This is a genomic window from Aeromicrobium sp. CTD01-1L150, assembly GCF_041951745.1.
GTDB lineage: Bacteria > Actinomycetota > Actinomycetes > Propionibacteriales > Nocardioidaceae > Aeromicrobium.
Window position 1 is genome coordinate 2630917 of the sequence record NZ_CP169555.1, and the last position, 21323, is coordinate 2652239.

Annotated in this window: 18 protein-coding genes; 10 read left to right on the plus strand and 8 right to left on the minus strand. The window is 70.3% G+C overall.

All coding sequences use genetic code 11. The features are described 5' to 3' along the window. Positions 1-8 precede the first annotated feature (8 nt). Positions 9-1664, minus strand: coding sequence for a urocanate hydratase (gene hutU / locus ACEVFP_RS12990; protein ID WP_374999887.1), 1656 nt, complete (start codon positions 1662-1664; stop codon positions 9-11). Continuing rightward, a complete protein-coding gene (gene hutH / locus ACEVFP_RS12995; RefSeq protein WP_374999888.1) occupies positions 1661-3256 on the minus strand; it encodes a histidine ammonia-lyase in 1596 nt (531 codons plus the stop codon). Before hutH ends, hutU begins: the two co-directional genes overlap by 4 nt. 80 nt (positions 3257-3336) lie before the next feature. Between hutH and ACEVFP_RS13000 the strand changes: the two genes are divergently transcribed. Then, positions 3337-4077 (plus strand): IclR family transcriptional regulator, encoded by a 741-nt coding sequence (locus ACEVFP_RS13000; RefSeq protein ID WP_374999889.1) that lies wholly within the window; start codon positions 3337-3339, stop codon positions 4075-4077. Between the two features lie 18 nt (positions 4078-4095). Here ACEVFP_RS13000 and ACEVFP_RS13005 read toward each other — a convergent pair whose 3' ends face one another. Genes ACEVFP_RS13005 through ACEVFP_RS13015 form a run of 3 tightly spaced genes read right to left on the minus strand, consistent with a single transcriptional unit; the run spans position 4096 to position 7062 of the window. Beyond that, a complete protein-coding gene (locus ACEVFP_RS13005) occupies positions 4096-4866 on the minus strand; it encodes a cyclase family protein (protein ID WP_374999890.1) in 771 nt (256 codons plus the stop codon). Positions 4867-4895: 29 nt separating this feature from the next. Continuing rightward, the gene (locus ACEVFP_RS13010; protein ID WP_374999891.1) at positions 4896-6041 is read right to left on the minus strand and encodes a glycerate kinase; all 1146 of its coding nucleotides are present in this window, start codon (positions 6039-6041) and stop codon (positions 4896-4898) included. Positions 6042-6066: 25 nt separating this feature from the next. Beyond that, positions 6067-7062 (minus strand): LacI family DNA-binding transcriptional regulator, encoded by a 996-nt coding sequence (locus tag ACEVFP_RS13015; RefSeq protein WP_374999892.1) that lies wholly within the window; start codon positions 7060-7062, stop codon positions 6067-6069. 253 nt (positions 7063-7315) lie between these two features. Here ACEVFP_RS13015 and ACEVFP_RS13020 point away from each other — a divergent pair, with 253 nt between their 5' ends. From ACEVFP_RS13020 to ACEVFP_RS13060, 9 genes are read left to right on the plus strand one after another with little or no spacing between them, the layout of a single operon-like run. Then, positions 7316-8575 carry an amino acid ABC transporter substrate-binding protein gene (locus ACEVFP_RS13020; RefSeq protein WP_374999893.1) on the plus strand — a complete coding sequence of 420 codons (1260 nt, stop codon included), beginning with the start codon at positions 7316-7318 and terminating at the stop codon, positions 8573-8575. A 43-nt stretch (positions 8576-8618) separates the two neighbouring features. After that, positions 8619-9503, plus strand: coding sequence for a branched-chain amino acid ABC transporter permease (locus ACEVFP_RS13025; protein ID WP_374999894.1), 885 nt, complete (start codon positions 8619-8621; stop codon positions 9501-9503). A gap of 40 nt (positions 9504-9543) precedes the next feature. Continuing rightward, positions 9544-10593, plus strand: a complete 1050-nt coding sequence (locus ACEVFP_RS13030; protein ID WP_374999895.1) for a branched-chain amino acid ABC transporter permease — start codon at positions 9544-9546, stop codon at positions 10591-10593. Beyond that, positions 10590-11348: an ABC transporter ATP-binding protein gene (locus ACEVFP_RS13035; protein WP_374999896.1), complete on the plus strand. Its 759-nt coding sequence runs from the start codon at positions 10590-10592 to the stop codon at positions 11346-11348. The genes ACEVFP_RS13030 and ACEVFP_RS13035 overlap by 4 nt, the downstream gene beginning before the upstream one ends. After that, the gene (locus tag ACEVFP_RS13040) at positions 11338-12174 is read left to right on the plus strand and encodes an ABC transporter ATP-binding protein (RefSeq protein WP_374999897.1); all 837 of its coding nucleotides are present in this window, start codon (positions 11338-11340) and stop codon (positions 12172-12174) included. The genes ACEVFP_RS13035 and ACEVFP_RS13040 overlap by 11 nt, the downstream gene beginning before the upstream one ends. Continuing rightward, complete coding sequence (locus ACEVFP_RS13045; RefSeq protein ID WP_374999898.1) at positions 12167-13324, plus strand: Gfo/Idh/MocA family protein; 1158 nt, start codon at positions 12167-12169, stop codon at positions 13322-13324. Before ACEVFP_RS13040 ends, ACEVFP_RS13045 begins: the two co-directional genes overlap by 8 nt. After that, positions 13321-14478 carry a dihydrodipicolinate synthase family protein gene (locus ACEVFP_RS13050; RefSeq protein ID WP_374999899.1) on the plus strand — a complete coding sequence of 386 codons (1158 nt, stop codon included), beginning with the start codon at positions 13321-13323 and terminating at the stop codon, positions 14476-14478. Before ACEVFP_RS13045 ends, ACEVFP_RS13050 begins: the two co-directional genes overlap by 4 nt. Next, positions 14475-15389: a sugar phosphate isomerase/epimerase family protein gene (locus tag ACEVFP_RS13055; protein ID WP_374999900.1), complete on the plus strand. Its 915-nt coding sequence runs from the start codon at positions 14475-14477 to the stop codon at positions 15387-15389. Before ACEVFP_RS13050 ends, ACEVFP_RS13055 begins: the two co-directional genes overlap by 4 nt. Positions 15390-15445: 56 nt before the next feature. After that, on the plus strand, positions 15446-17722 hold the full coding sequence (locus ACEVFP_RS13060; RefSeq protein WP_374999901.1) for a PQQ-dependent sugar dehydrogenase: 2277 nt from the start codon (positions 15446-15448) through the stop codon (positions 17720-17722). Between the two features lie 228 nt (positions 17723-17950). On the opposite strand, the gene ACEVFP_RS13065 is transcribed toward ACEVFP_RS13060, so the two are convergent. The 3 genes from ACEVFP_RS13065 to ACEVFP_RS13075 form a co-directional block, all read right to left on the minus strand. Next, positions 17951-18847, minus strand: coding sequence for a nucleotidyl transferase AbiEii/AbiGii toxin family protein (locus tag ACEVFP_RS13065; protein ID WP_374999902.1), 897 nt, complete (start codon positions 18845-18847; stop codon positions 17951-17953). Further along, complete coding sequence (locus ACEVFP_RS13070; RefSeq protein ID WP_374999903.1) at positions 18844-19428, minus strand: hypothetical protein; 585 nt, start codon at positions 19426-19428, stop codon at positions 18844-18846. The genes ACEVFP_RS13065 and ACEVFP_RS13070 overlap by 4 nt, the downstream gene beginning before the upstream one ends. 131 nt (positions 19429-19559) lie before the next feature. Next, the gene (locus tag ACEVFP_RS13075; RefSeq protein ID WP_374999904.1) at positions 19560-21308 is read right to left on the minus strand and encodes an SIP domain-containing protein; all 1749 of its coding nucleotides are present in this window, start codon (positions 21306-21308) and stop codon (positions 19560-19562) included. Positions 21309-21323 lie beyond the last annotated feature (15 nt).

Genomic DNA, 21323 nt, shown 5'->3' on the forward strand with positions numbered 1-21323 from the left:
GGGCACCGTCACTCCCCCTCGGCCATCGGCACCCGCAGGCCACGCTCGGCGGCCACCTCCGCGGCCCGTTCGTAGCCTGCGTCGACGTGCCGCATGACACCCGATCCCGGGTCGTTCACCAGCACCCGCTCGATCTTCTCGGCGGCCAGCGGCGTGCCGTCGGCGACGACGACCTGCCCGGCATGGATCGATCGGCCGATCCCGACGCCGCCACCGTGGTGCAACGAGACCCACGTGGCTCCCGAGGCGGTGTTGAGCAGCGCGTTCAGCAGCGGCCAGTCGGCGATGGCGTCGGACCCGTCGGCCATGGACTCGGTCTCGCGGTACGGCGACGCGACGGATCCGGAGTCGAGGTGGTCACGCCCGATCACGACCGGTGCGCTCAGCTCGCCGGAGGCGACCATCTCGTTGAACCGCAGTCCGGCGACGTGCCGCTCGCGGTAGCCCAGCCAGCAGATCCGGGCCGGCAGCCCCTCGAAGTGCACCTTCTGCCCGGCCTGGGTGATCCAGCGCCGAAGGTGCTCGTCGTCACCGAACAGCTCGAGGATCGCGCGGTCGGTGACCGCGATGTCCGCCGGGTCCCCGGACAGTGCCGCCCAACGGAAGGGGCCCTTGCCCTCGCAGAACAGGGGCCGGACGTAGGCCGGGACGAAGCCCGGGAAGGAGAACGCCCTCTCGAACCCACCGAGCCGGGCCTCCTCGCGGATGGAGTTGCCGTAGTCGAAGACCTCGGCGCCGGCGTCGGCGAAGCCGACCATGGCCCGGACGTGGTCGGCCATCGAGGCCCGGGCCCGCTCGGTGAATCCCTCCGGGTCGCGGGTCGCCTCGGCCTGCCAGTCCGCGACGCTGATGCCCACCGGCAGGTAGCTGAGTGGGTCGTGTGCGCTGGTCTGATCAGTCACGACGTCGATCGGCACACCCGCCTCGAGCAGGTCGCCGAAGACCGTCGCCGCGTTGCCGACGACACCGACCGAGAGGGCACGACGCTCGGCGCGGGCAGCCACGACTCGCTCGACGGCCTGGCCCAGGTCGCCGGTGTACTCATCCAGGTAGCCGTGCTCGACCCGACGGCGCAGCCGCGACTCATCGACGTCGACGACCAGCACCGTCCCCTCGTTCATCGTCACCGCCAACGGCTGCGCCCCACCCATGCCGCCCGCGCCGGCGGTGAGCGTGAGCGTGCCGGCGAGCGTTCCGCCGAACCTCTTGCGGGCGACGGCGCCGAACGTCTCGTAGGTGCCCTGCAGGATGCCCTGGGTGCCGATGTAGATCCACGAGCCGGCAGTCATCTGGCCGTACATGGTCAACCCTTCGGCCTCCAGCCGGCGGAACTCGGGCCACGTCGCCCAGTCCCCCACGAGGTTGGAGTTGGCGATCAGCACGCGTGGCGCCCAGACATGGGTGCGGAAGACGCCGACCGGCTTGCCGGACTGCACCAGCAGGGTCTCGTCGTCCTCGAGCGTGGTCAGGGTGCTGACGATGGCGTCGTAGGCCTGCCAGCTGCGTACAGCACGTCCCGTCCCCCCGTAGACGACGAGGTCCTCGGGACGCTCGGCGACCTCGGGGTCGAGGTTGTTCATGAGCATCCGCAGCGGCGCCTCGGTCTGCCACGAGCGCGTCGTCAACGTGCTCCCGCGTGGGGCGCGGACGGTCGGTCGAGTCATCGGCGGCCTCCTGGGGCTGGTCGGGACGAGAGGTCTGTGCCGTCGGGAGCTGTGCCGTCGGGAGCTGGGGTGTCGAGGGCTGCGTGGGCGGCGTCGAGGAGGGCACCGGAGACCACGAGCGCGCCGGCCGCCTCGACCTCCGGTGCGAGGAAGCGGTCCGGCCCCGCTCCGGCGACGTCCTCGCGCAGCGCCGCGACCGCCGCCGCGGTCGGTGCGGCCGGCTCGAGCGGGTCCCGCAGCTCGAGGCCGCGGGCCGCGGTCATGGCCTCGATGCCGAGGACCCGGCCGAGCAGCTCGACGGCGCGGCGCAGCTTGCGCGCCGCTGCCCAGCCCATCGAGACGTGGTCCTCCTGCATCGCACTGGACGGGATGGAGTCCACGCTCGCCGGCGCCGCGAGCCGCTTGAGCTCGGCGACCATCGCGGCCTGCGTGTACTGCGCGATCATCAGCCCGGAGTCCACGCCGGGATCGTCGGCGAGGAACGGCGGGAGGCCATGGCTGCGGCTCGCGTCGAGGAACCGGTCGGTGCGCCGCTCGCTCATGCTCGCGACGTCCGCGACGCAGATGGCCAGGAAGTCCAGCACGTACGCGAGAGGCGCTCCGTGGAAGTTCCCGTGCGACTCCAGTCGCCCGTCCGGCAGCACCGACGGGTTGTCGATCGCGGAGGCCAGCTCACGCGCCGCGACCGTCGAGGCGTGCTCGAGCGTGTCGCGGGCCGCGCCGTGGACCTGTGGGGAGCAGCGCAGGGAGTAGGCGTCCTGCACCCGGTCGTCGCCGTACCGGTGGCTCGCGACGATCGGGGACCCGGCGAGCAGCGCGGCCATGTGAGCGGCGGAGGTCGCCTGACCGGGGTGCGGTCGCAGCTGCTGCAGGTCCGCTGCGAGCACGCGATCGGTGCCCATGAGGCCCTCGATGCTCATCGCCGCGGTGAGGTCGGCGGTCTCCAGGAGTCGGCGCAGGTCGTGGATCGACAGCACGAGCATCCCCAGCATCCCGTCGGTGCCGTTGATGAGGGCGAGCCCCTCCTTCTCCTGAAGCTCCACCGGCGTGATGCCGTGATCACCCAGCGCCTCGGCCGCCGGCCGCAGGGTGCCGTGGTCGTCGACCTCCCCCTCACCCATGACGGCGAGCGCGCAGTGCGCGAGCGGGGCGAGGTCGCCCGAGCAGCCCAGGCTCCCGTGCTCGTGCACGACCGGGGTGAGGCCCGCGTCCAGGAGCGCGACGTACGCGTCGGCCGTCTCCGGGCGCACCCCTGTGCGTCCGGTGGCCAGGCTCGACAGTCGCAGCAGCATGAGCGCCCGGACGACCTCGACCTCGACCCGCTCACCCGTACCGGCGGCGTGCGAGCGGACCAGGCTGCGCTGGAGCTGCGTCCGCAGGCCCGGCTCGATGTGCCGCGTCGCGAGCGCCCCGAACCCGGTGGAGACGCCGTACACGGGCTCCTCTGAGGCGGCCAGGCCCTCCACGACGGACCGGGCCCGCCCGATCGCCTCCCGGGCCTCGTCGGTCAAGGTGACGCCTGCGCCGTGCCGCGCCACGCGCACGACGTCGTCGGCGCTCATCGGCCCGATGCCCACCTCGATGGTCTCCATACCCTCATCAGACGTCCTGCGACGCATCCTGTGCCATGGCATCGGGGCACAAATCATCTCGGATACGAGACAATGAGGTCATGTCCCGCCCGGTCCCGGCCGCCACCGCGACGCTGCGCGTCCTACGCTTCCTCTCCGCCCAGCCTGTTCCCGTCTCGGCCTCACGGATTGCCTCCGCGGTCGGGATGCCCCGGTCCTCCACGTACCACCTGCTCTCGGCGATGGCCGCGGAGGACTTCGTCGTCCACTACGTCGACGACCGCACGTGGGGTACCGGGATCGCCACGTGGGAGGTCGGCCACGGATTCGCCCGGCAGGAACCACTGGCCCGACTGGGTCGGGTCCCGCTGGCTCGCCTCGTGGACCGGGTCGGGCAGTCGGCGCACCTGGTCGTGCTGCACGGCGGCGACGCCCTGTACGTCATCGAGGAGCGCGCGCCGGGCCGCCCACCGTTGGTCACCGACGTGGGCGTGCGGATACCCGCCCACCTGACCGCATCGGGGCGGGCGATCCTCGCCGGCCTCCCGGCGGCCCAGGTGCGGGCCCTCTACCCCGGCCGTGGGGCGTTCAGCTCCCGTACCGGGCTGGGACCCGCCACGCCGACGGAGCTGCACCGCCTGCTCGTGCAGACGCGGCGGCGTGGACATGCTGTGGAGGACGGGGAGGTGACACCTGGGTTCGCGTCGGTGGCGGCACCGATCGAGGCCGGGGCGATCCATGCGTCCGTGGCCGTGACCTGGGAGAGCCACCGTGATCCGGGCGAGCTGGTGGCGCCCGTGCAGGAGACGGCAGCCGAGATCACCAGACGGCTGCGACGCTGATGCCTAGGCGGTGTCCGCCTAGCGCTCGTGGATGGCGAAGACGCGTGCCGGGAAGCCTGACCCGCCGCGCGGCTTGGGCCACGTGGCGACCACGATCCCTCCGGCCTCGGGCACGAGGTGCAGGTTGGTCATGAGCTCGATCTGCCACCGGTCCTGCTCCAGCAGGTACAGCTCCAAGCCGTAGTCACCGGCGGACGTCGCGCTGCCGGGGTCGGTGTCGGTGGTCTCGTGCCCGATGGCGCGGATCCCGGCTCGCTCGACGAGGTCCTCCAGGACCGACCGCGACCAGCCGGGGTAGTGCGCCACGCCGTCGGCGTCGTGGTTGGCGATCGCGTCGTTGTCGGGCCACCGGTGACTCCAGTCGGTGCGCAGTGCGACGAATGCGTCCTGGGGCACCGGACCGTTACGTCGTTCCCAGGCGGCGACGTCGTCCAGGGTCGCGACGGCGTCGGGGTTCGTGCGCACGCGCTCTGAGATGTCCAGCACGACGAGCGGCAGCACCATCTGCTCCACCGGGATCTCATCCAGGCTCCGGGCGCCGTCGACGAAGTGTGACGGCGGGTCGGCATGGGTGCCCCACTGGCCGACGATCGTGTGCCGATGCACGGCGAAGCCGTGGGGATCGACGTTGAAGTGCTGTTCACGCTCCTCGTCGGGAAAGGCCGGGAAGTGCGGCATGCCGGGGAAGAACGCGTGCGTGAGATCGGTGAAGGCATGGTCGCGCACGAGGGAGCGCTGCAGCTCCCACAGCGGGTGGGTGTGTTCGTGTCCGTCCGGTGATGCGCTCATGTGAGTCCCCCTTGTCCTCGCCCAGCCTGTCATGGACAGGCGCCGCGAGCACGGATCGCGGGCAGGAGACGTACTGCCAGCCGTTCCAGGAGCTCCGCGCCACGGTGGAGGCACTCCTGCGGATCCGGCTCGAGGTCGGTGAGCGCATGCACACCATTGATGCCCACGGCATCCAAGGCGGCCTCGGAGACGTCTCGACGCCCGCACACGGCCACGACCGGCACGCCGGCCCGGCGGGCTGCCGCGGCCACGCCGACGGGGGCCTTGCCACGCAGGCTCTGCTCGTCGAGGGAACCCTCGCCCACCACCACGAGGTCGGCACCGGCCACCTGGGACTCGAAGTCGACGAGCTCCAGCACCAGCTCCACGCCGGGGCGCAGACGGGCGCCGAGCAGTGCCATGGCGGCAAACCCGACCCCTCCGGCGGCGCCGGCGCCGGCGACGTCCCGGTAGTCCGATCCCGTGGCCTGACGGACCAGCCTCGCCCAGTGCTCCAGCGCCGCATCCAGCAGGGCGACGCTGTGCGGTCCAGCTCCCTTCTGCGGTCCGTAGACGGCGGCAGCACCGGCGGGCCCGGTCAGCGGGTTGTCGACGTCGCAGGCCACGACGATCTCGACCTCTGCCAGCCGCGGGTGCAGGCCGCTCACGTCGAGATACGCCGTCTCCCCCAGCAGACCACCGCCGTCCTTGACCCGGCGGCCCCACGCGTCCCGCATCCGCGCGCCGAGTGCGGCCACCATCGCGGCCCCGCCGTCGGTGCTCGCGCTGCCTCCGATGCCCACGACGATCCGCTCGACGTCGGTCTCGAGCACGTCCAGCAGCACCTCGCCGAGCCCTCGGCTCGAGGCTCCGAGGGGGTCGGGCGCCCCGGTCAGGCGCGACAGGCCGCAGGCATCGGCCAGCTCGACGACTGCCACGCCACCCTGCCGCGCCCACGTGGTGCGTACCGGGTCACCGGTGGGGCCCTCGACGGTGACCGACACCGGGGCGTAGCCCGCGGACAGCGCCGCCTGGACGGTGCCGTCCCCACCGTCGGCCACGGGGACCGAGCGCACCCGCAGGTCCGGATCGCCCGACAGCAGCCCCCGGGTGAGCGCTGCCACCACCTGCGGGGCGGTCAGCGATCCCTTGAACTTGTCCGGCGCAAGCAGCACCGTCGCACGTCCCTCGCTCATGCGGTCCTTCCAGATGATCGCTCGCTCATGCGCCCGGTCCCGCCGTGGAGCCGCGGACGACCAGCTCGTGGTCCGTCGTGCGCCGCCGTGGCCGGGACGCCGGTTCCAGCAGCGCCAGCGACAACGCCTGCTCCCCCATCTGGACCATGGGCAGGCGCACCGTGGTGAGGGACGGCGCAAGGTCCTCGGCCACCTCGATGTCGTCGAAGCCCACCACGGAGACGTCCTCGGGCACCCGCACCCCCCGTGAGCGCAGGGCCGACAGCACACCGATGGCCATGTCGTCGTTGAGTGCGAGGATCGCCGTGGTCCGCCGATCCTCCTCCATGATCCGGTGGGCGGCCACCTTGCCGCCCTCGCGGGTGAAGGCTGCCTCCACGACGGGGAACCGTCCGAGGTCGAGTCCGCGGGCGGCCAGTGCCTCCTGGGCACCGCCCAGCCGGTCGGCGACCGTCGTCAGCCGTCGGGAGCCGGCCGCGAAGGCGATGCGGGTGTGACCGAGCTCCAGGACGTGCTCGGTCGCCGAGCGTCCACCGCCGAGATTGTCCGGCAGCACGGCGTCGACCCCCAGGTGGTGGCGTCCGATCACGGCGACCCGACCACCCAGGGTCCGGTACGCCTTGAGGTCACGCCTGGCCTCCGCCTGGTCGGCGGGGTCGACGAAGCCCGACCCGGCAATGACGATGCCGCCGACCCGCTGGGCGATGAGGGATCGGATCTGGGTGAGCTCCTGGTCAGGGTCGCGTCCGGTGTGGCAGACCTGCACGGTCAGGCCCTTGCTCGCGCCGACGCGCATGACCCCCGTGGCGATCTCGGCGAAGTACGGGTCGCCGATCTCGTGCACGACCAGTCCGACCGACGTGGTGGGACCTCCGGCCAGGGAGCGGGCGTGCACGTTGGCGACGTAGCCCATCTGTCCGGCCACCTCCCGCACGCGCTCGGCCACGGAGTCACTCACTCCGTCGCGACCGGCGAGGGAACGCGAGGCCGTGGCGATCGAGACGCCGGCGGTCTCGGCCACGTCCTTCAACCTCACCCCTGGCCCTGCACTCACCGCACCCTCCTGACTCGTCGACCTGTCCACACCCCTGCCTGCAGGTCACCTGATTACCGAGTGGCCCTTGACACGTGACCGGGGTCACGGTCTACCGTAGCGCAAACGGTTACGAAAGCGCTTACGTAACTCAGATGTCGCGTCCGACGGGCGTCGCGGTCGAGCACCACCGCACCAGAGACCGCCCCACCACCCACGTGGCAAGAACCGAGGAGCACAGATGGCCCACCCCACCCGAACCCCGGCCTCCAGCCGACCAACCCGACGCGGTCTCGCTGCCGTGGCCGGCGCCGGCATCGCCGCTGTCACCCTCGCCGGCTGCCTCAGCGGCGGCTCCTCGGGCGACGACGCCGACTCCGACGACCCCCTCGTCATCGGCATCTCGCTGCCCCTCACCGGTGACTTCTCCGAGCCGGGCAAGGGCGTGCAGCGCGGCTACGAGGCCTGGGCCTCCCACGTCAACGAGAACGGCGGCCTGCTGGGCCGCGAGGTCGAGCTGAAGATCCTCGACGACCAGTCCAACGCCGACCGCGTCGCCGCCGACTACGAGAAGCTCATCAACCAGGACGGCGTCGACCTCATCTTCGGACCGTTCTCCACCCGTCTGGTCGTCCCCGCCGCCCAGGTCGCCGAGGACTACGGGTTCCTGTTCGTCGAGCCCGCCGGAGCCGCGGAGGAGGTCTTCACGCAAGGCTTCGAGAACCTCTTCTACGCCGCCCCCGCCGTCGCGCAGGACCACTACAACCACCTCGCCGACCACATCGAGGCCCTCCCCGAGGACGAGCGGCCCCAGAGCGCGGCCTACGCCTCGATGGACGACCCGTTCGCCCAGGGCACCGCCTACGGCCTCAAGGACCGTCTGGAGGAGATGGGCGTCGAGACCGTGGTCAACGAGGTCTATCCACCCAACACGACGGACTTCAGCTCGATCGCCAACAAGATCGCCGACGCCGACGCCGACATCGTCGTGGGCGGCACGCAGTACCAGGACGCCGTCAACCTCATCGTCGCGCTGCGCCAGCTCGACTACCAGCCGACGATGGCGACGTTCTCCACCGCGCCCACCAACCCGGAGTTCCCCGAGGCGATCGGCGACCAGACCGAGGGCATCCTCTCGCCCACCGGGTACACACCCGAGGCGGAGTGGGACACCAACGCCGAGTTCGTCGAGTACTACACCGAGCTCAACGGCGACGCACCCAATGAGGACGAAGCCAATGCGTGGACGACCGGTCAGGTCGTCGCGGCTGCCGTCGAGGCGGTGGAGTGCGCGTCGCCGGACCCCGAGTGCCAGCAGCAGCTCATCGACTGGCTGCGGGACCACGAGGTCGAGACCGTCGTCGGCCCGCTGACGTGGGACGCCGAGGGTCGCCCCCAGGGCGCCCACCTCATACAGCAGTACGTCGACGGCGAGATCAAGATCGTGCTGCCCGACGAGACCGCCGAGGCCGACTTCATCGCCGAGAAGCCCCCATGGTGAGTCCAGTGGTGAACCCAGTGGTGCATATCGGGGGGAGGACACGATGACCGGGTCGCTCATCCTGCAGAGCATCGTGCTCGGTGTCCTGCTCGGTGGTCTGTACGCGTTGCTCGCAGCCGGACTGACGCTGTACTTCGGTGTCATGCGGGTGGTGATGATCGCCCACTCGGCGTTCCTCATCCTGGCCGCCTACCTCGCCTGGTACTTCACGTCCCAGACCGGTCTCGACCCGTTGCTGTCGCTCGTCATCACGGTGCCGCTGTTCTTCGTCATGGGTGTCCTGATGCAGCGCGGGCTGATCGCCCGGCTGCGTCCGGCCACCCTGACGATGATGTCGGTCCTGCTGACCTTCGCCATCGCGTTGATCATCGAGGGGATGCTGGGCTTCCTGTTCAGCGGGACGCAGCGGCGCATCCAGCTGCCGTACTCCGGCTCGAGCCTGGAGTTCTTCGGCGCCAACATCGCCGTCGTCAAGCTCATCGCCTTCGGTCTGGCCGCGGCCTCTCTGCTGGCGCTCTTCGCCCTGATGAAGTTCACCCGGTTCGGGCAGGCACTGCGCGCCACCATCCAGCACCCCGAGGCCGCGCAGCTGGTGGGCATCAACACCGAGCGAGTGGCGGGCTACGGCTTTGGCCTCGGTCTGGCCACCGCCGCCGTCGGCGGCACGGCGCTCTCCCTGGACTCGACCATCTACCCGTCCCTGCACTGGCACTGGATCGGCCCGCTCATGGCGATCATCGTCGTCGGTGGCCTGGGCTCCATCCCCGGAGCCGCCATCGCCGCGATGGTGCTCGGGATGGGGCAGGCGCTGCTCCAGCTCCCGCTGGGGACCACCTGGGCACAGACGCTGTTCTACGTCGCGCTCTTCGCGACGCTGATGCTGCGTCCCCAAGGAATCTTCGGAGGTCGTCTTGCGCAACGTTTCTGACCGCACCCGCGCCGCTGGGCCAGTCCCGGGTCCAGCCACCGTGGCCAAGAGCCTGGGCGTCGTGGCACTCGTCGCCGTGGCGATCGCCTTCCCGCAGGTGGCGCCGGACCCGTTCATCCTGTCCGTCGGCGTCGTCATCATGAGCTATGCCGTCCTCGCGACCTCGTGGAACTTCGTGGGCGGGTTCACCGGCTACATCTCCCTCGGCCACGCGTCCTACTCCGGCCTCGGCGGCTACGCCACCGGCCTGCTGATCATCGAGACCGGGATGAACCCGTGGGTGGCGCTGTTCGCCGGTGCCGCCGTCGTGGCTCTGCTCGCCGTCCCGATCGGCATCGCGAGCCTGCGGGTGCGCGGCGCCTCCTTCGTGATCGTCTCCATCGCGCTCGTGCTCATCCTGCTGCTGGTCTTCCAGAGCTGGGGCTCGGTGACCGGCGGCTCCAACGGTCTGCGGATCCCACGCCCCTTCGGTTCCGACGTGCTGCGACCCGAGCAGCACGAGCGGTTCTTCTACCTGCACGCCCTGCTGCTCGCCTTCCTCCTGCTGGCCTGGTGGGCGATCGACCGTTCGCGCTTCGGCATGGGGCTCAAGGCCATCCGCGAGGACGAGGACAAGGCGCAGGCGCTGGGCGTCCCGACGTTCGGCTACAAGCTGGCCGTCTTCATCATCTCGGCGTTCTTCACCGCGATCGCCGGCGGGATGTACGCCCTGTGGTTCGGCTTCCTGGACCCGATCTTCCAGTTCTCCATCCTGATCGGCTCCTACATGGTGCTGATGAGCCTGCTGGGCGGCATCCGCAGCCTGTTCGGTCCCTTGCTGGGTGCCGTCATCGTCGGCTACGCCCTGGAGTTCTTCAAGGCGCAGTACGGCGACACGCAGTTCCACCTGGTCGCCCTCGGGGTGCTGCTGGCCGTCGTCGTGCTCTTCATGCCCGACGGGATCATCCCCGCCGTCATCTCACTGTTCAAACGGTTCCGGCCACAGGCCGCCTCGATCCGCGAGCAGACCCAGGCCGAGCTCGCCGACCAGCGACGACAGCAGGCGGCCGACCCGAGCGAGACCCACGAGCCCGAGGAGGCCCTGCGATGACCGCGACGCAGGCCGAGCCCACCGTCCGCAGCCTCGAGACCGTCGAGCTGCGCAAGGCATACGGCGGCGTCAAGGCGCTCGACGGTGCGTCGGTGAGCTTCCAGCACGGCAAGGTCAACGCACTCATCGGGCCCAACGGGTCGGGAAAGACGACGTTCTTCAACTGCGTCACGGGCATGATCCGAGCCGACTCCGGCACCACGAGCTATCGCGGGCGGGACATCACCACCCATGCGCCGCACCGCATCGCCCGGGCCGGGATCGGGCGCAGCTTCCAGCTGTGCCGGATCTTCCCGCGGCTTACGGTGCTGGAGAACCTCCTGGTCGCGGTCCGCCCCGGCGGGCTGAGCCGCATGCTGAGGTCGGCCCGCGACGGGGCGGACATCGAGCGGGCGCGGGAGCTGCTGACCCGCGTCGGCATCGACCACCTCGAGGACACCGAGGCACGCGACCTCTCCTACGGGCAGCAGAAGCTGCTCGAGCTGGCCGGCGTCCTCATGGCCGACCCCGAGACGATCATGCTCGATGAGCCCGCCGGCGGTGTGAACCCGGCACTCATCGACCGGATCGCCGACCTCGTCCGCTCCCTCAACGCCGAGGGCAAGACGTTCATCGTCGTCGAGCACAACATGGACCTCGTCATGAGCCTGTCGGACCACGTCGTGGTCTTCGACCGTGGCCGGCCCATCTGTGAGGGCGCCCCGTCGGTCGTGCAGAACGACCCCCGAGTCCTGGAGGCCTATCTTGGCATCTGACACCCCGAACCAGAGCGAGCCTCTGCTCGAGCCCCCTCTCCTTGAACCCCCTCTCCTTGAACTCCGGGACATCGAGGCCGGGTACGGCCGAGCCGCGCTCGTCCTGCGAGGACTCACCGTCACCGTGCCGCCCGCGAGCGTCGTCTGCCTGGTCGGCCCCAACGGCGCGGGCAAGTCCACCGTCCTGAAGGTGGCCAGTGGCATGCTCAGCCCCCGCGGCGGAACCATCCGGGTGGCCGGGCAGGACGTGACTGGCCACGGTCCCCAGCAGATGCTGCAGGCCGGGCTCGCCCACGTGTTGCAGGGACACTCCGTCTTCCGCGAGATGACGGTGGAGGAGAACGTGCGTCTGGGCGCGTACACGGTGCGCGACAAGGCCCTCGTCGATGAGCGGATCGACTTCGTCAAGACGCTCTTCCCCGTTGTCGGCGACCGCTGGACCGCTCTTGCGGGTGCCTTGTCGGGCGGCCAGCAGAAGCAGGTCGAGTTCGCCCGCTCGCTCATGGTGAGTCCCTCGGTCGTGCTGCTCGATGAGCCGTCGATGGGGCTGGACCCGAAGACCACGTCCACCGTCTTCGAGCAGGTCGTCCGCATGCGCGACGCCGGGCTCGCCGTCCTCATGGTCGAGCAGAACGCCCGCCGGGCCCTGGAGACCGCCGACCTCGGCTGTGTCCTCGACCTCGGCCGCGTCCACATCGACGGCCCTGCCGCCGACCTGCTGGCCGATCCGCAGCTGGCCGAGCTCTACCTCGGCGGCCGCCCCCAGACGCCGGCCCAGTCATCGGCCCAGACCCAGAACACCCCCGAGGAGCACACGCATGCCTGAGACCACGTACCGCATCCTCATGAACGGCGTCACCGGCCGGATGGGTTACCGCCAGCACCTGGTGCGCTCGATCCTCGCGATCCGTGACGACGGCGGAGTGGTGCTGCCCGGCGGTGACCGGATCCAGGTGGAGCCGGTGCTCATCGGGCGCAATGAGGAGAAGCTCGCCCGGCTGGCCAAGGAGCACGGCATCGCGGAGTGGACCACGGACCTGACGCAGGCCCTGGCCGACCCGACCGCCCCGATCTACTTCGACGCCCAGGTCACCAGCGAGCGCAAGGACGCGATCCTCGCCGCGATCGCCGCCGGCAAGCACGTCTTCACCGAGAAGCCGACGGCCGAGTCCGTCCCCGACGGTCAGGAGCTCGTCGACGCCGCCGAGGCAGCCGGCATCATCCACGGTGTCGTGCACGACAAGCTCTACCTGCCGGGCCTGGCCAAGCTGAAGCGACTCATCGACAGCGGATTCTTCGGCCGCATCCTCTCGGTGCGTGGCGAGTTCGGGTACTGGGTCTTCGAGGGCGACTACCTGCCCGCACAGCGCCCCAGCTGGAACTACCGCGCCGAGGACGGCGGCGGAATGGTCCTGGACATGTTCTGCCACTGGAACTACGTCCTGGAGAACCTGTTCGGCCGCGTCGAGGCTGTCACCGCCAAGGCCGTCACCCACATCCCGGAGCGCTGGGACGAGCAGGGGCGCCCCTACTCCGCCACTGCCGACGACGCCGCGTACGCGATCTTCGAGCTGGAGGGCGACGTGATCGCCCAGGTCAACTCCTCCTGGGCGGTGCGGGTGGAGCGCAAGGAGCTCGTGGAGTTCCAGGTGGACGGCACCCACGGCTCGGCCGTCGCCGGCTTGTTCGACTGCCGCGTGCAGCCTCGGGTCCGCACCCCGATGCCGGTGTGGAACCCGGACCTGCCGACCACGGAGGACTTCCGTTCGCAGTGGGACGCCGTTCCGGACAACACGGACTTCGCCAACGGTTTCCGTGCACAGTGGGAGCAGTTCCTGGCCGACGTGCACGCCGGACGACCTCATCGGTTCGACTTCTCCGCCGGGGTGCGTGGACTGCAGCTTGTCGACGCCGGGTACGCCTCCTCCCGTGAGGGCCGGCGCATCGAGCTGGGAGCGCGCGAGGTCACGGCATGACGAGCATCCACCTGCCCGCGGCCGACGGCACGTGGCGTGAGCGGACCCTCGCCGAGCCGCGGGCATGGGGCACCCACCCCGGTCCGTTCTCCTCACGTGTGGCCTTCGCAGCGGCCCATGTCGTGGCCGACCCGCTGGGCGAGAACGTGCCCGGCTCACCGGCCGCGGTCGACTGGGAGGCCACCCTCGCGTTCCGCCAGCACCTGTTCAGCCACGGGATGGGCCTGGCCGAGGCCATGGACACGGCGCAGCGCAACATGGGTCTCGACTGGCCGGCCGTGCAGGAGCTGGTGCGACGCAGCGCGGACCTCGCCCGCTCGGCCGGCGCCCGCATCGCCTCCGGTGCCGGGACGGACCACCGTGAGCAGCTGGACGGCGTGGCCGACGTCGTCGCGGCCTACGAGGAGCAGGTGGGCTTCGTGGAGTCCACCGGCTCGCAGGTGATCATCATGGCGTCGCGACACCTGGCTGCCGTGGCCCGGGACGCCGACGACTACCGCAAGGTCTACGACGCCCTCCTCGGCCAGGTGCGCGAGCCGGTGATCCTGCACTGGCTGGGTGAGGCCTTCGACCCGAACCTGCGCGGCTACTGGGGGTCCGTCGACGTCGACGTCGCCACGCAGACCTTCCTCGACCTCGTCCGTGAGCACGCCGAGCGCATCGACGGGGTCAAGGTCTCGTTGCTCTCGGCGGAGCACGAGACCCGTCTGCGGGCCGCGCTCCCCGAGGGGGTGCGGTTGTACACGGGGGATGACTTCCACTACCCGGAGCTCATCCGGGGTGACGGCGCCCTGCACTCCGATGCGCTGCTCGGTGCGTTCGCGGCCGTTGCCCCCGCGGCCTCGGCCGCCCTGGCCGCTCTCGATGCCGGCGACCTGGAGCGCTACGACGCCGAGATGGCACCGACGCTGCCACTCTCGCGGCACGTCTTCGCCGCTCCGACGTGGTTCTACAAGACAGGCATCTCGTTCCTGTCCTGGCTCAGCGGCCACCAGCCAGGCTTCACGATGGTCGGCGGACTGCAGTCCGGCCGCAGCCTCCTGCACCTGACGCGCCTGCTGGAGCTGGCCGACGACGCCCGTCTGCTGCCGGACCCCGACCTCGCGGCACGCCGCATGCGGGTGCTGCTGGAGAGCCAGGGGCTGCACCGATGAGCACACGGCCCACGGTCGCCACCACCCTCGACGTGCCATCGGGTGAGCCCGCCCACGTCCCCACTCCCACGGCCGGGGACCCTCGGCTGGCCCGGCTCTCCCTCAACCAGCGGACGACCGCCGAGTGGTCGCTGCGTGAGGCGATCGACGGCTGTGTGGCCGCCGGTCTGCCCGCGATCGGCCCGTGGCGTGAGCCGGTGGCCGAGGTCGGCGTCGCGACCGCTGCGGTCTGGCTGCGCGACGCCGGCCTGCGGGTCTCCTCCCTGTGCCGTGGTGGGTTCTTCACCGTCCGAGACCCGGCGGAACGTCGCGCCGCGCACGAGGAGAACCTGCGCGCCCTCGATGAGGCCGCGGCCCTCGGCTCACCCACCCTCGTCATGGTTCCCGGTGGCCTGCCGGAGGGTGACCGGGACATCGCTGCCGCCCGCGAGCGCGCCGCGGAGGCGATCGACGCCCTCGTGCCGCACGCCCTCGACCGTGGGGTGGTGCTCGGCATCGAGCCCATGCACCCGATCTTCGCCGCCGACCGTGGCGTCGTGTCCACCCTCTCCCAGGCGCTCGACGTCGCCGAGCAGCATCCGGCCGACGCCGTGGGCGTCGTCGTCGACACCTTCCACGTGTGGTGGGAGCCCGACGTCCTGCAGCAGGTCTCCCGGGCGGCCGGCCGGATCGCGTCCTACCAGGTGTGCGAGTGGATCACGCCGCTCCCGCCTGACGCCCTGCTCTCGCGCGGGATGATGGGAGACGGCCACATCGACTTCGCCGCCTTCACGCGCGCCGTCTCCGCCACCGGGTACTCAGGCGACGTCGAGGTCGAGATCTTCAACGCCGATGTCTGGGCCGCGCCCGGCGACGACGTCGTCGCGACGCTGGCCCGCCGTTACGTCGAGCTCGTGGAGCCCCATCTGTAGAACTCACCCACCCAACACACCCCGTGCCGTATTTCGGGGGGAAGGACCGGCACCACATGAGAAGATTCCGCACGCCCGTACGCCTGATCGCAGGCCTGTCAGCCCTGGCCGTGGGCCTCGCCCTCGCTCCGGGAGCGGCCACCGCCGAGAGGGGTGACGACCCGGACGCGCCCATCACCGACCCGATTCCCGAGGACCCGAGACCGGCCGACCTGGCGCTGGAGCTACAGGAGGTCGTCCAGCTGCCGGAGTCCGAGCCGACCCCGGAGCCCACCGATCCGCGGATCATGCGGCACAACCGGATCAACTTCGTCAGCGAGGTCCCGGACGGGTCCGGGCGCCTGGCGGTGCCGGACCTCAACGGGCCGATGTACCTGCTCGACGGCGAGGGCCGGGAGACGGAGTACCTGGACGTCCGCGACCACGACGAGCACTTCTTCTCCGGTCGCGGCATGGGCAGTGGCTTCGGGTTCGTCACCTTCCACCCCGAGTTCAGCGAGAACGGCAGGTTCTACACGACGCACACCGTCGACGAGGACGGCATCGCCGAGCACGAGCCCACGTACCCGAACCAGCCGAACGCCACGGTGCAGTCGGTCGTGACGGAGTGGACGGCCGACGACCCCTCGGCCACGACGTTCTCCGGCACCAGTCGGGAGGTCTTCCGGTTCGGGTTCGCCACCCAGATCCATGCGATCCAGCAGATCGACTTCAATCCCACGGCCGAGCCGGGCGATGAGGACTACGGTCTGCTGTACCTCGCCGTCGGCGACGGTGGCATCGGCCTGGACACCGACATCCCCCAGGACAAGGGGAACCCGGCCGGCAAGATCCTGCGCATCGACCCGCTGGGCGAGGGTGGCCCGAACGACCAGTACGGCATCCCGGACTCCAACCCGTTCGTGGACACCGAGGGCGCCCTGGGCGAGATCTACGCCCTCGGGCTGCGCGATCCGCACCGCTTCACGTGGGATCCCGCGAGCCCGCACGGCATGTTCCTCGGCCACATCGGGCAGCGCGCCGTCGAAGCGGTCTACGCGGTGGAGAAGGGCGACAACTTCGGCTGGAGCGACATCGAGGGTCGGCTGCGCTACGACAACGCCACCCAGTGCTGGCTCTACCCCTTGACCGATGAGCTGGAGCAGAAGGGCTACACCTACCCCGTCGCCTCCTACGACCATGACGTCCCGGCCAACTGGGGCTGCAACCAGGACTCCGGCCACGCCGTCAGCGGCGGACAGGTCTACCGCGGTCCCATCCGCGAGCTGCGTGGCCGCTACGTCTTCGGCGACCTGGTCAACGGGTCGGTCTACTCCACCGAGGTGAAGCAGATGCGGCGCGGTGCGAAGAAGGAGGCTGCGATCACCGAGCTGGCGTTGCAGGACACCGACGGCAACCGGATGCGGATGACCGACTTCACCGACGACGTCCGCGTGGACCTGCGCTTCGGCAGCGACGCCAAGGGCGACCTGTACCTGCTCGCCAAGTCCAACGGGACGATCTGGAAGGTCACCGACGCCGAGCGGATCAAGCCCCGCCAGGAGGTCGATCCCAAGATCGCGGACCGCCTGGTCTCCTACTACGACTTCGAGCGTGGCTTCGCCCAGGACGGCGCCAAGGAAGAGGACGGCGGCTCGGCCAACCTGCTGCTCGACCTCGTCAACGGCGGCACGGACATGCGGGTGCGTGATGCCGCCTACCCGGGCAGCGTCAACGCCTTGCAGACCCGACAGGTCTCACCCGATGCCAAGGGCAACGACGACTGGAAGGCAGGCATCTGGGACGAGGACGGTGTCCAGGCGCTGGAGCGGTTCTCAGGTGCCGAGGGCATCACCGTCATGGGCTGGTTCAAGATGACCGGCGACCACCCTGCCCCCAACACCGAGACCGACGACCCGGACGACGTGTACAACGCCGTCGGCCTGGCCGGGCTGCTCTCCGGCGACAGCGACGGGCACGGGGTGCGTGCGCTCCTGGAGCTCATCGACGTCGACGGCGAGCTGCGCCTGGTGGCGCTCGGGCGTCGCCTCGACGAGGGCGCCTCGCGGACGTTCGCCGCGTCGCAGGACTGGCAGGACCTCCTGCCCAAGGGTGAGTGGGTCCACCTGGCGGCGACGTTCGACTACACGTCCGGCGAGATGGCGTTGTACCGCAACGGCAAGCCGTTGCCGGGCTTCTACACCGACGGCGGAAGGGTGACCCCTGGAAGCTCGACAGCACCAACGGGGGTGTCGGGACGTCGCCGACGCTGCCCAAGGGCATCAAGATCGGCGGTTCGTTCCCGCAGAACACCGCCGAGCGCAACCCGTGCGACTGCCGCATGGACGCGCTGATGCTGCTCGACGACACCCTGGACGGCCAGGAGGTCGCGCGCCAGTACCGGCGGTTCATGAAGGGCTGAGACCGCCCGGCCGTCGCGGCCCTCGCTGCTGCTGCGGCGAGGGCCGCGATCGGTCCGAAGAAAGTTCGTCCACCTCTTCGCGCCATCGTCAGAAGGACTCCCTACCGGCCCTCACGAATGCCTGCTGCGATCAACGGCTCTCGGGGCGAGTGACCGACAACTACTGCCAAGCGCCTGTCTCAGGGTTCCAAGCCCTGCCAGGGGTCTCTCCACCGAGCACTGGGTCAGCAAATCGGGTCACGGCCAGCAAGACCGTCGCGAAGTCTTCGGGAAGATGATCGGAGCTGCTGCGACGTCGCCACCGAATCCAGCGCGCCTGCCCGAGGCCGGCGTACCCGTTGAGCACGTCGGCCAGTGGCCGAACGGTGGCATTGCGGTGGCGAGCGACCTCGTTGATCGCCTGCGCCAGATCGTCGGCACGGACCGAGTGCTGACGGGACAAGCTCCAGATGTCGCCGAAGTCGCGCCACCGAGTGTTCGCGATGCCGCGCTGGAGTGCGGTCACGATCTTCTCGGCTTGAACCATGTGCATCGGATAGCCCGCGAGTTCGACCGCGTCCCCACCGCGTAGCCGTGGCACCCTCACTGTCGTCGGCGCGGGCCAGATCGGATCACCCACGTTCACATCGACGTGAAACGGCAGGTTTGCGCTCGCAAGCCTCGCTTCCACACTCACGCGCACCCCGGAGTAGTCGGCGTCCTCACGGATGACCTCAGCGGTCGCGGTGTCGGTGAAGAACTCGATGCCGTCGTCTCCAGGCGGCGCGACGGCCAGCACTCTGCGCACCAGCCCCAGAATCGTCTCGCTGTCGTTGGTGAGGTCGATGCCAGCCAGGTCGACGTCCTTGGTCGGCCGACGCGCGTCGAACGCAGCGAGGAGCACGCCACCTTTGAGCACGAAACTCTCCCGTGCCTCGCTGACCGCCAGGCGGACCAGAAACCCTTCGAGCACGTAGAGCTGGAGCAGCTCCTGGGTCGGACGTCCCCTGCGGCGCGCCTCGTTCTGGAGGTCAAGGTAGGCATCGCCCGACGGGGCGCCCCTCGTCACACGGCTCACAGCAAGATCTCCAATGTCTCGCGCAACGATGTCAGTGTTCTGGGGAACATCCGCGCCAGTCCGAGCAGCTCCGACGGCTGTCCACCTCGCCGCAGCCAGCCCTTGAGTGCCTCGTTGGCAAGGTCGGCTCCTTCGAGGTGGCGCATCCGGAAGGCGTCGATGATGCTGCGCTCGGCGGAGTACAAGCCGATGTCGCGTCCTCCGCCGGTGTCGAGAGACTCCCGACCAAGGTCGAACGTGTCAGGATCGAAGTGACGCCACCTGACCGGAGCAGCGGTCTCTGGTGTCCAGGCACCACGCGGGATCGCAACGTCGATCTCGGCCGGGATGTCGTCGATCAGGTCGTGGCGCCCCAGGGCCGACCGCAGGCACAGGGTGGCCCCGGGCGCCTTGGCCGCGATCTCGATCAAGTTGTCATCACCCAGCCAGTCACTCCGGCGGTACAAGCCACGGGAGAGTGCGGTGATGCTGCCGTCGTCCTTGAGCCGGCGGAACTGGCGCTCAGAGATGTAGTTCAGCGCTTCGGAGTAGCGGAAGGATTCGGGAAGCCTGGCGAGCAGCTCCTGACTCGATGGACCCATGACGTACCTCGCGTCGGAAAACCTCAACACCAATGCCATGAGTGTACAGGATTTCCGCCGCGCAGGTCGGTGCGGATGGGTGACATCAGAACCTTGAGCGCGAAAGGCGGCCGGATGTGCGACGAGCGGTGTCAGCCGCTGCCCAGGACGAGCGCCTCGAAGCCCCACCCGAGCGGGAGGAGGTTACGACGGGTCCAGCCGGCCCGGGCCGCCAGCTCGCTCACCCGGTCGGCGTCACGGGCTGCGGTGCCGCTCATCGCGGCCTCGAGCAGCGAGCGGGTGGCGGGCTTCGCGCCGAGCGCATCACGACGGAAGGACTCCACCAGCACCAGTTCGTCGGTGTGGTTGGCCAGCTGTTCCAGCAGCTGCTGCGCCTCGACGTCGCTGCGGTGGCCCAGGGCCAGTCCCGAGACCACGACTGCGCACCGGCCGAGGTCGTCGGTCAGCTCGGTGTCGGTGACAGCACCCGACTCCCCGAGGGTCGCCAGGAGGCCGGGATCGTCGGCGACGACGAACGGTGCCACGGCTCCCCTCTCACGTGCGGTGTGCGCGATCGTCATGGCCGCCGGTCCGCACAGCCCGACCGGCTCCGCCCCGGCCCACACGGGCAGCTCCAGCAGGGCGTCGAGCACGAATCCCAGGGTCTCGGCGTGCTCCACGAGCTCCTCACGCACCTGGGGGTCGCTGTGCGAGGAGGTCAGGAGGGACTCCCCCCGTGCCTGTTCCCACGGCGACGTGCCCGAGACCAGTGCGCGGTCCAGGTGGGCGAGCGAGAGCAGCAGGTCGGCGTCGAAGCCCTCGAGGTGCTCACGCTCGTGGTCGTCGTCGACGAGCGCCCGCCCCTGGTCGGTGAGAGTGATGACGTCGCGATCGGTCCGGACGAGGCCGGCGTCGACCAGCACCGCCAGGAGCGGACCGAGCAGCTGCGGCTCCACTCCGGCGGCGGAGGTGAGGCCGTGCGTCGTCAGTGGGTCGGCGTCGGCCAGGGCATCGAGCACCCCGGAACGCAGCGCCCCACGCACGGCGAACCACGAGACGGCGGCACTGCCGAGGTTCGCGGCGAGGTCGGGCCGCTCGGCATCGCTGCCCGTGGCCGGCCTGTGGTGCCAGTAGCCCGTGACGTTCACCCGGTCGGCGGCCATCCCACGCTCGCGGCGCAGGAAACGGCGGACCGCCAGGAACGCCTTGCTCTCGCCCGCACCCCACACGTAGCCCATGCCGTCGGTCCACGGGTGCTCGCTGACGACCCGCAGCGGGGCCTGCTCGTCGTCGCAGGCCGCCTCCACCCAGACCAGGGTGTCCTGCTCGCGCACCGGAAGGTCGATGCGCGCATCGGGACTGGCGTGCAGGACGTACACATGGGCAGGGGCGGCTGTGGGCCGCTCCTGCAGGAAGCGAGCGATCGCCGGCAGCGCCGTCTCGTCGCCGACCAGCACGATCCAGTCCAGATCGTCGGGAACGACGGTGGAGGACTTCGGCCCGACGATCCACGTCTCGTCACCCGGCTCGGCGGAGACCGCGAAGTCCGAGGCGGGTCCGTCGTGCCCCAGCACGAAGTCCATCTCCAGCAGGCCCGGCTCCACTCGACGCGGTGTGTAGTCGCGGGTCACCCGATGCTCCGAGCGCGTCCACTCGATGCCGTGCGGAAGCTGCACCGGCAGCGCCTGCTCGATCGGCCCCTCCCCGGCGAAGATCAGCTTGACGTGGTCGTCGAAGGCAGGCGAGGCGAACGCCGGCTGCAGGCGCCCCGCCGCCTCGAACTCACCGAGCTGGTCACCGGTGAACCCCACCCGCACGAGTCGCGGCGTGATCGACTGGGTGCGCTCCACCACCAGGCGACGCAGCACCAACGGATGGGTCCTCAACGAGCGAATCGACATGTAGGGGAGCCTAAC

Excerpts from the sequence above, each read along its gene's own strand:
- hutU (WP_374999887.1), bottom strand. The coding sequence starts at position 1,664 with ATGACTCGACCGACCGTCCGCGCCCCACGCGGGAGCACGTTGACGACG.
- hutH (WP_374999888.1), bottom strand. The coding sequence starts at position 3,256 with ATGGAGACCATCGAGGTGGGCATCGGGCCGATGAGCGCCGACGACGTC.
- ACEVFP_RS13000 (WP_374999889.1), top strand. The coding sequence starts at position 3,337 with ATGTCCCGCCCGGTCCCGGCCGCCACCGCGACGCTGCGCGTCCTACGC.
- ACEVFP_RS13005 (WP_374999890.1), bottom strand. The coding sequence starts at position 4,866 with ATGAGCGCATCACCGGACGGACACGAACACACCCACCCGCTGTGGGAG.
- ACEVFP_RS13010 (WP_374999891.1), bottom strand. The coding sequence starts at position 6,041 with ATGAGCGAGGGACGTGCGACGGTGCTGCTTGCGCCGGACAAGTTCAAG.
- ACEVFP_RS13020 (WP_374999893.1), top strand. The coding sequence starts at position 7,316 with ATGGCCCACCCCACCCGAACCCCGGCCTCCAGCCGACCAACCCGACGC.
- ACEVFP_RS13025 (WP_374999894.1), top strand. The coding sequence starts at position 8,619 with ATGACCGGGTCGCTCATCCTGCAGAGCATCGTGCTCGGTGTCCTGCTC.
- ACEVFP_RS13035 (WP_374999896.1), top strand. The coding sequence starts at position 10,590 with ATGACCGCGACGCAGGCCGAGCCCACCGTCCGCAGCCTCGAGACCGTC.
- ACEVFP_RS13045 (WP_374999898.1), top strand. The coding sequence starts at position 12,167 with ATGCCTGAGACCACGTACCGCATCCTCATGAACGGCGTCACCGGCCGG.
- ACEVFP_RS13050 (WP_374999899.1), top strand. The coding sequence starts at position 13,321 with ATGACGAGCATCCACCTGCCCGCGGCCGACGGCACGTGGCGTGAGCGG.
- ACEVFP_RS13055 (WP_374999900.1), top strand. The coding sequence starts at position 14,475 with ATGAGCACACGGCCCACGGTCGCCACCACCCTCGACGTGCCATCGGGT.
- ACEVFP_RS13060 (WP_374999901.1), top strand. The coding sequence starts at position 15,446 with ATGAGAAGATTCCGCACGCCCGTACGCCTGATCGCAGGCCTGTCAGCC.
- ACEVFP_RS13070 (WP_374999903.1), bottom strand. The coding sequence starts at position 19,428 with ATGGGTCCATCGAGTCAGGAGCTGCTCGCCAGGCTTCCCGAATCCTTC.
- ACEVFP_RS13075 (WP_374999904.1), bottom strand. The coding sequence starts at position 21,308 with ATGTCGATTCGCTCGTTGAGGACCCATCCGTTGGTGCTGCGTCGCCTG.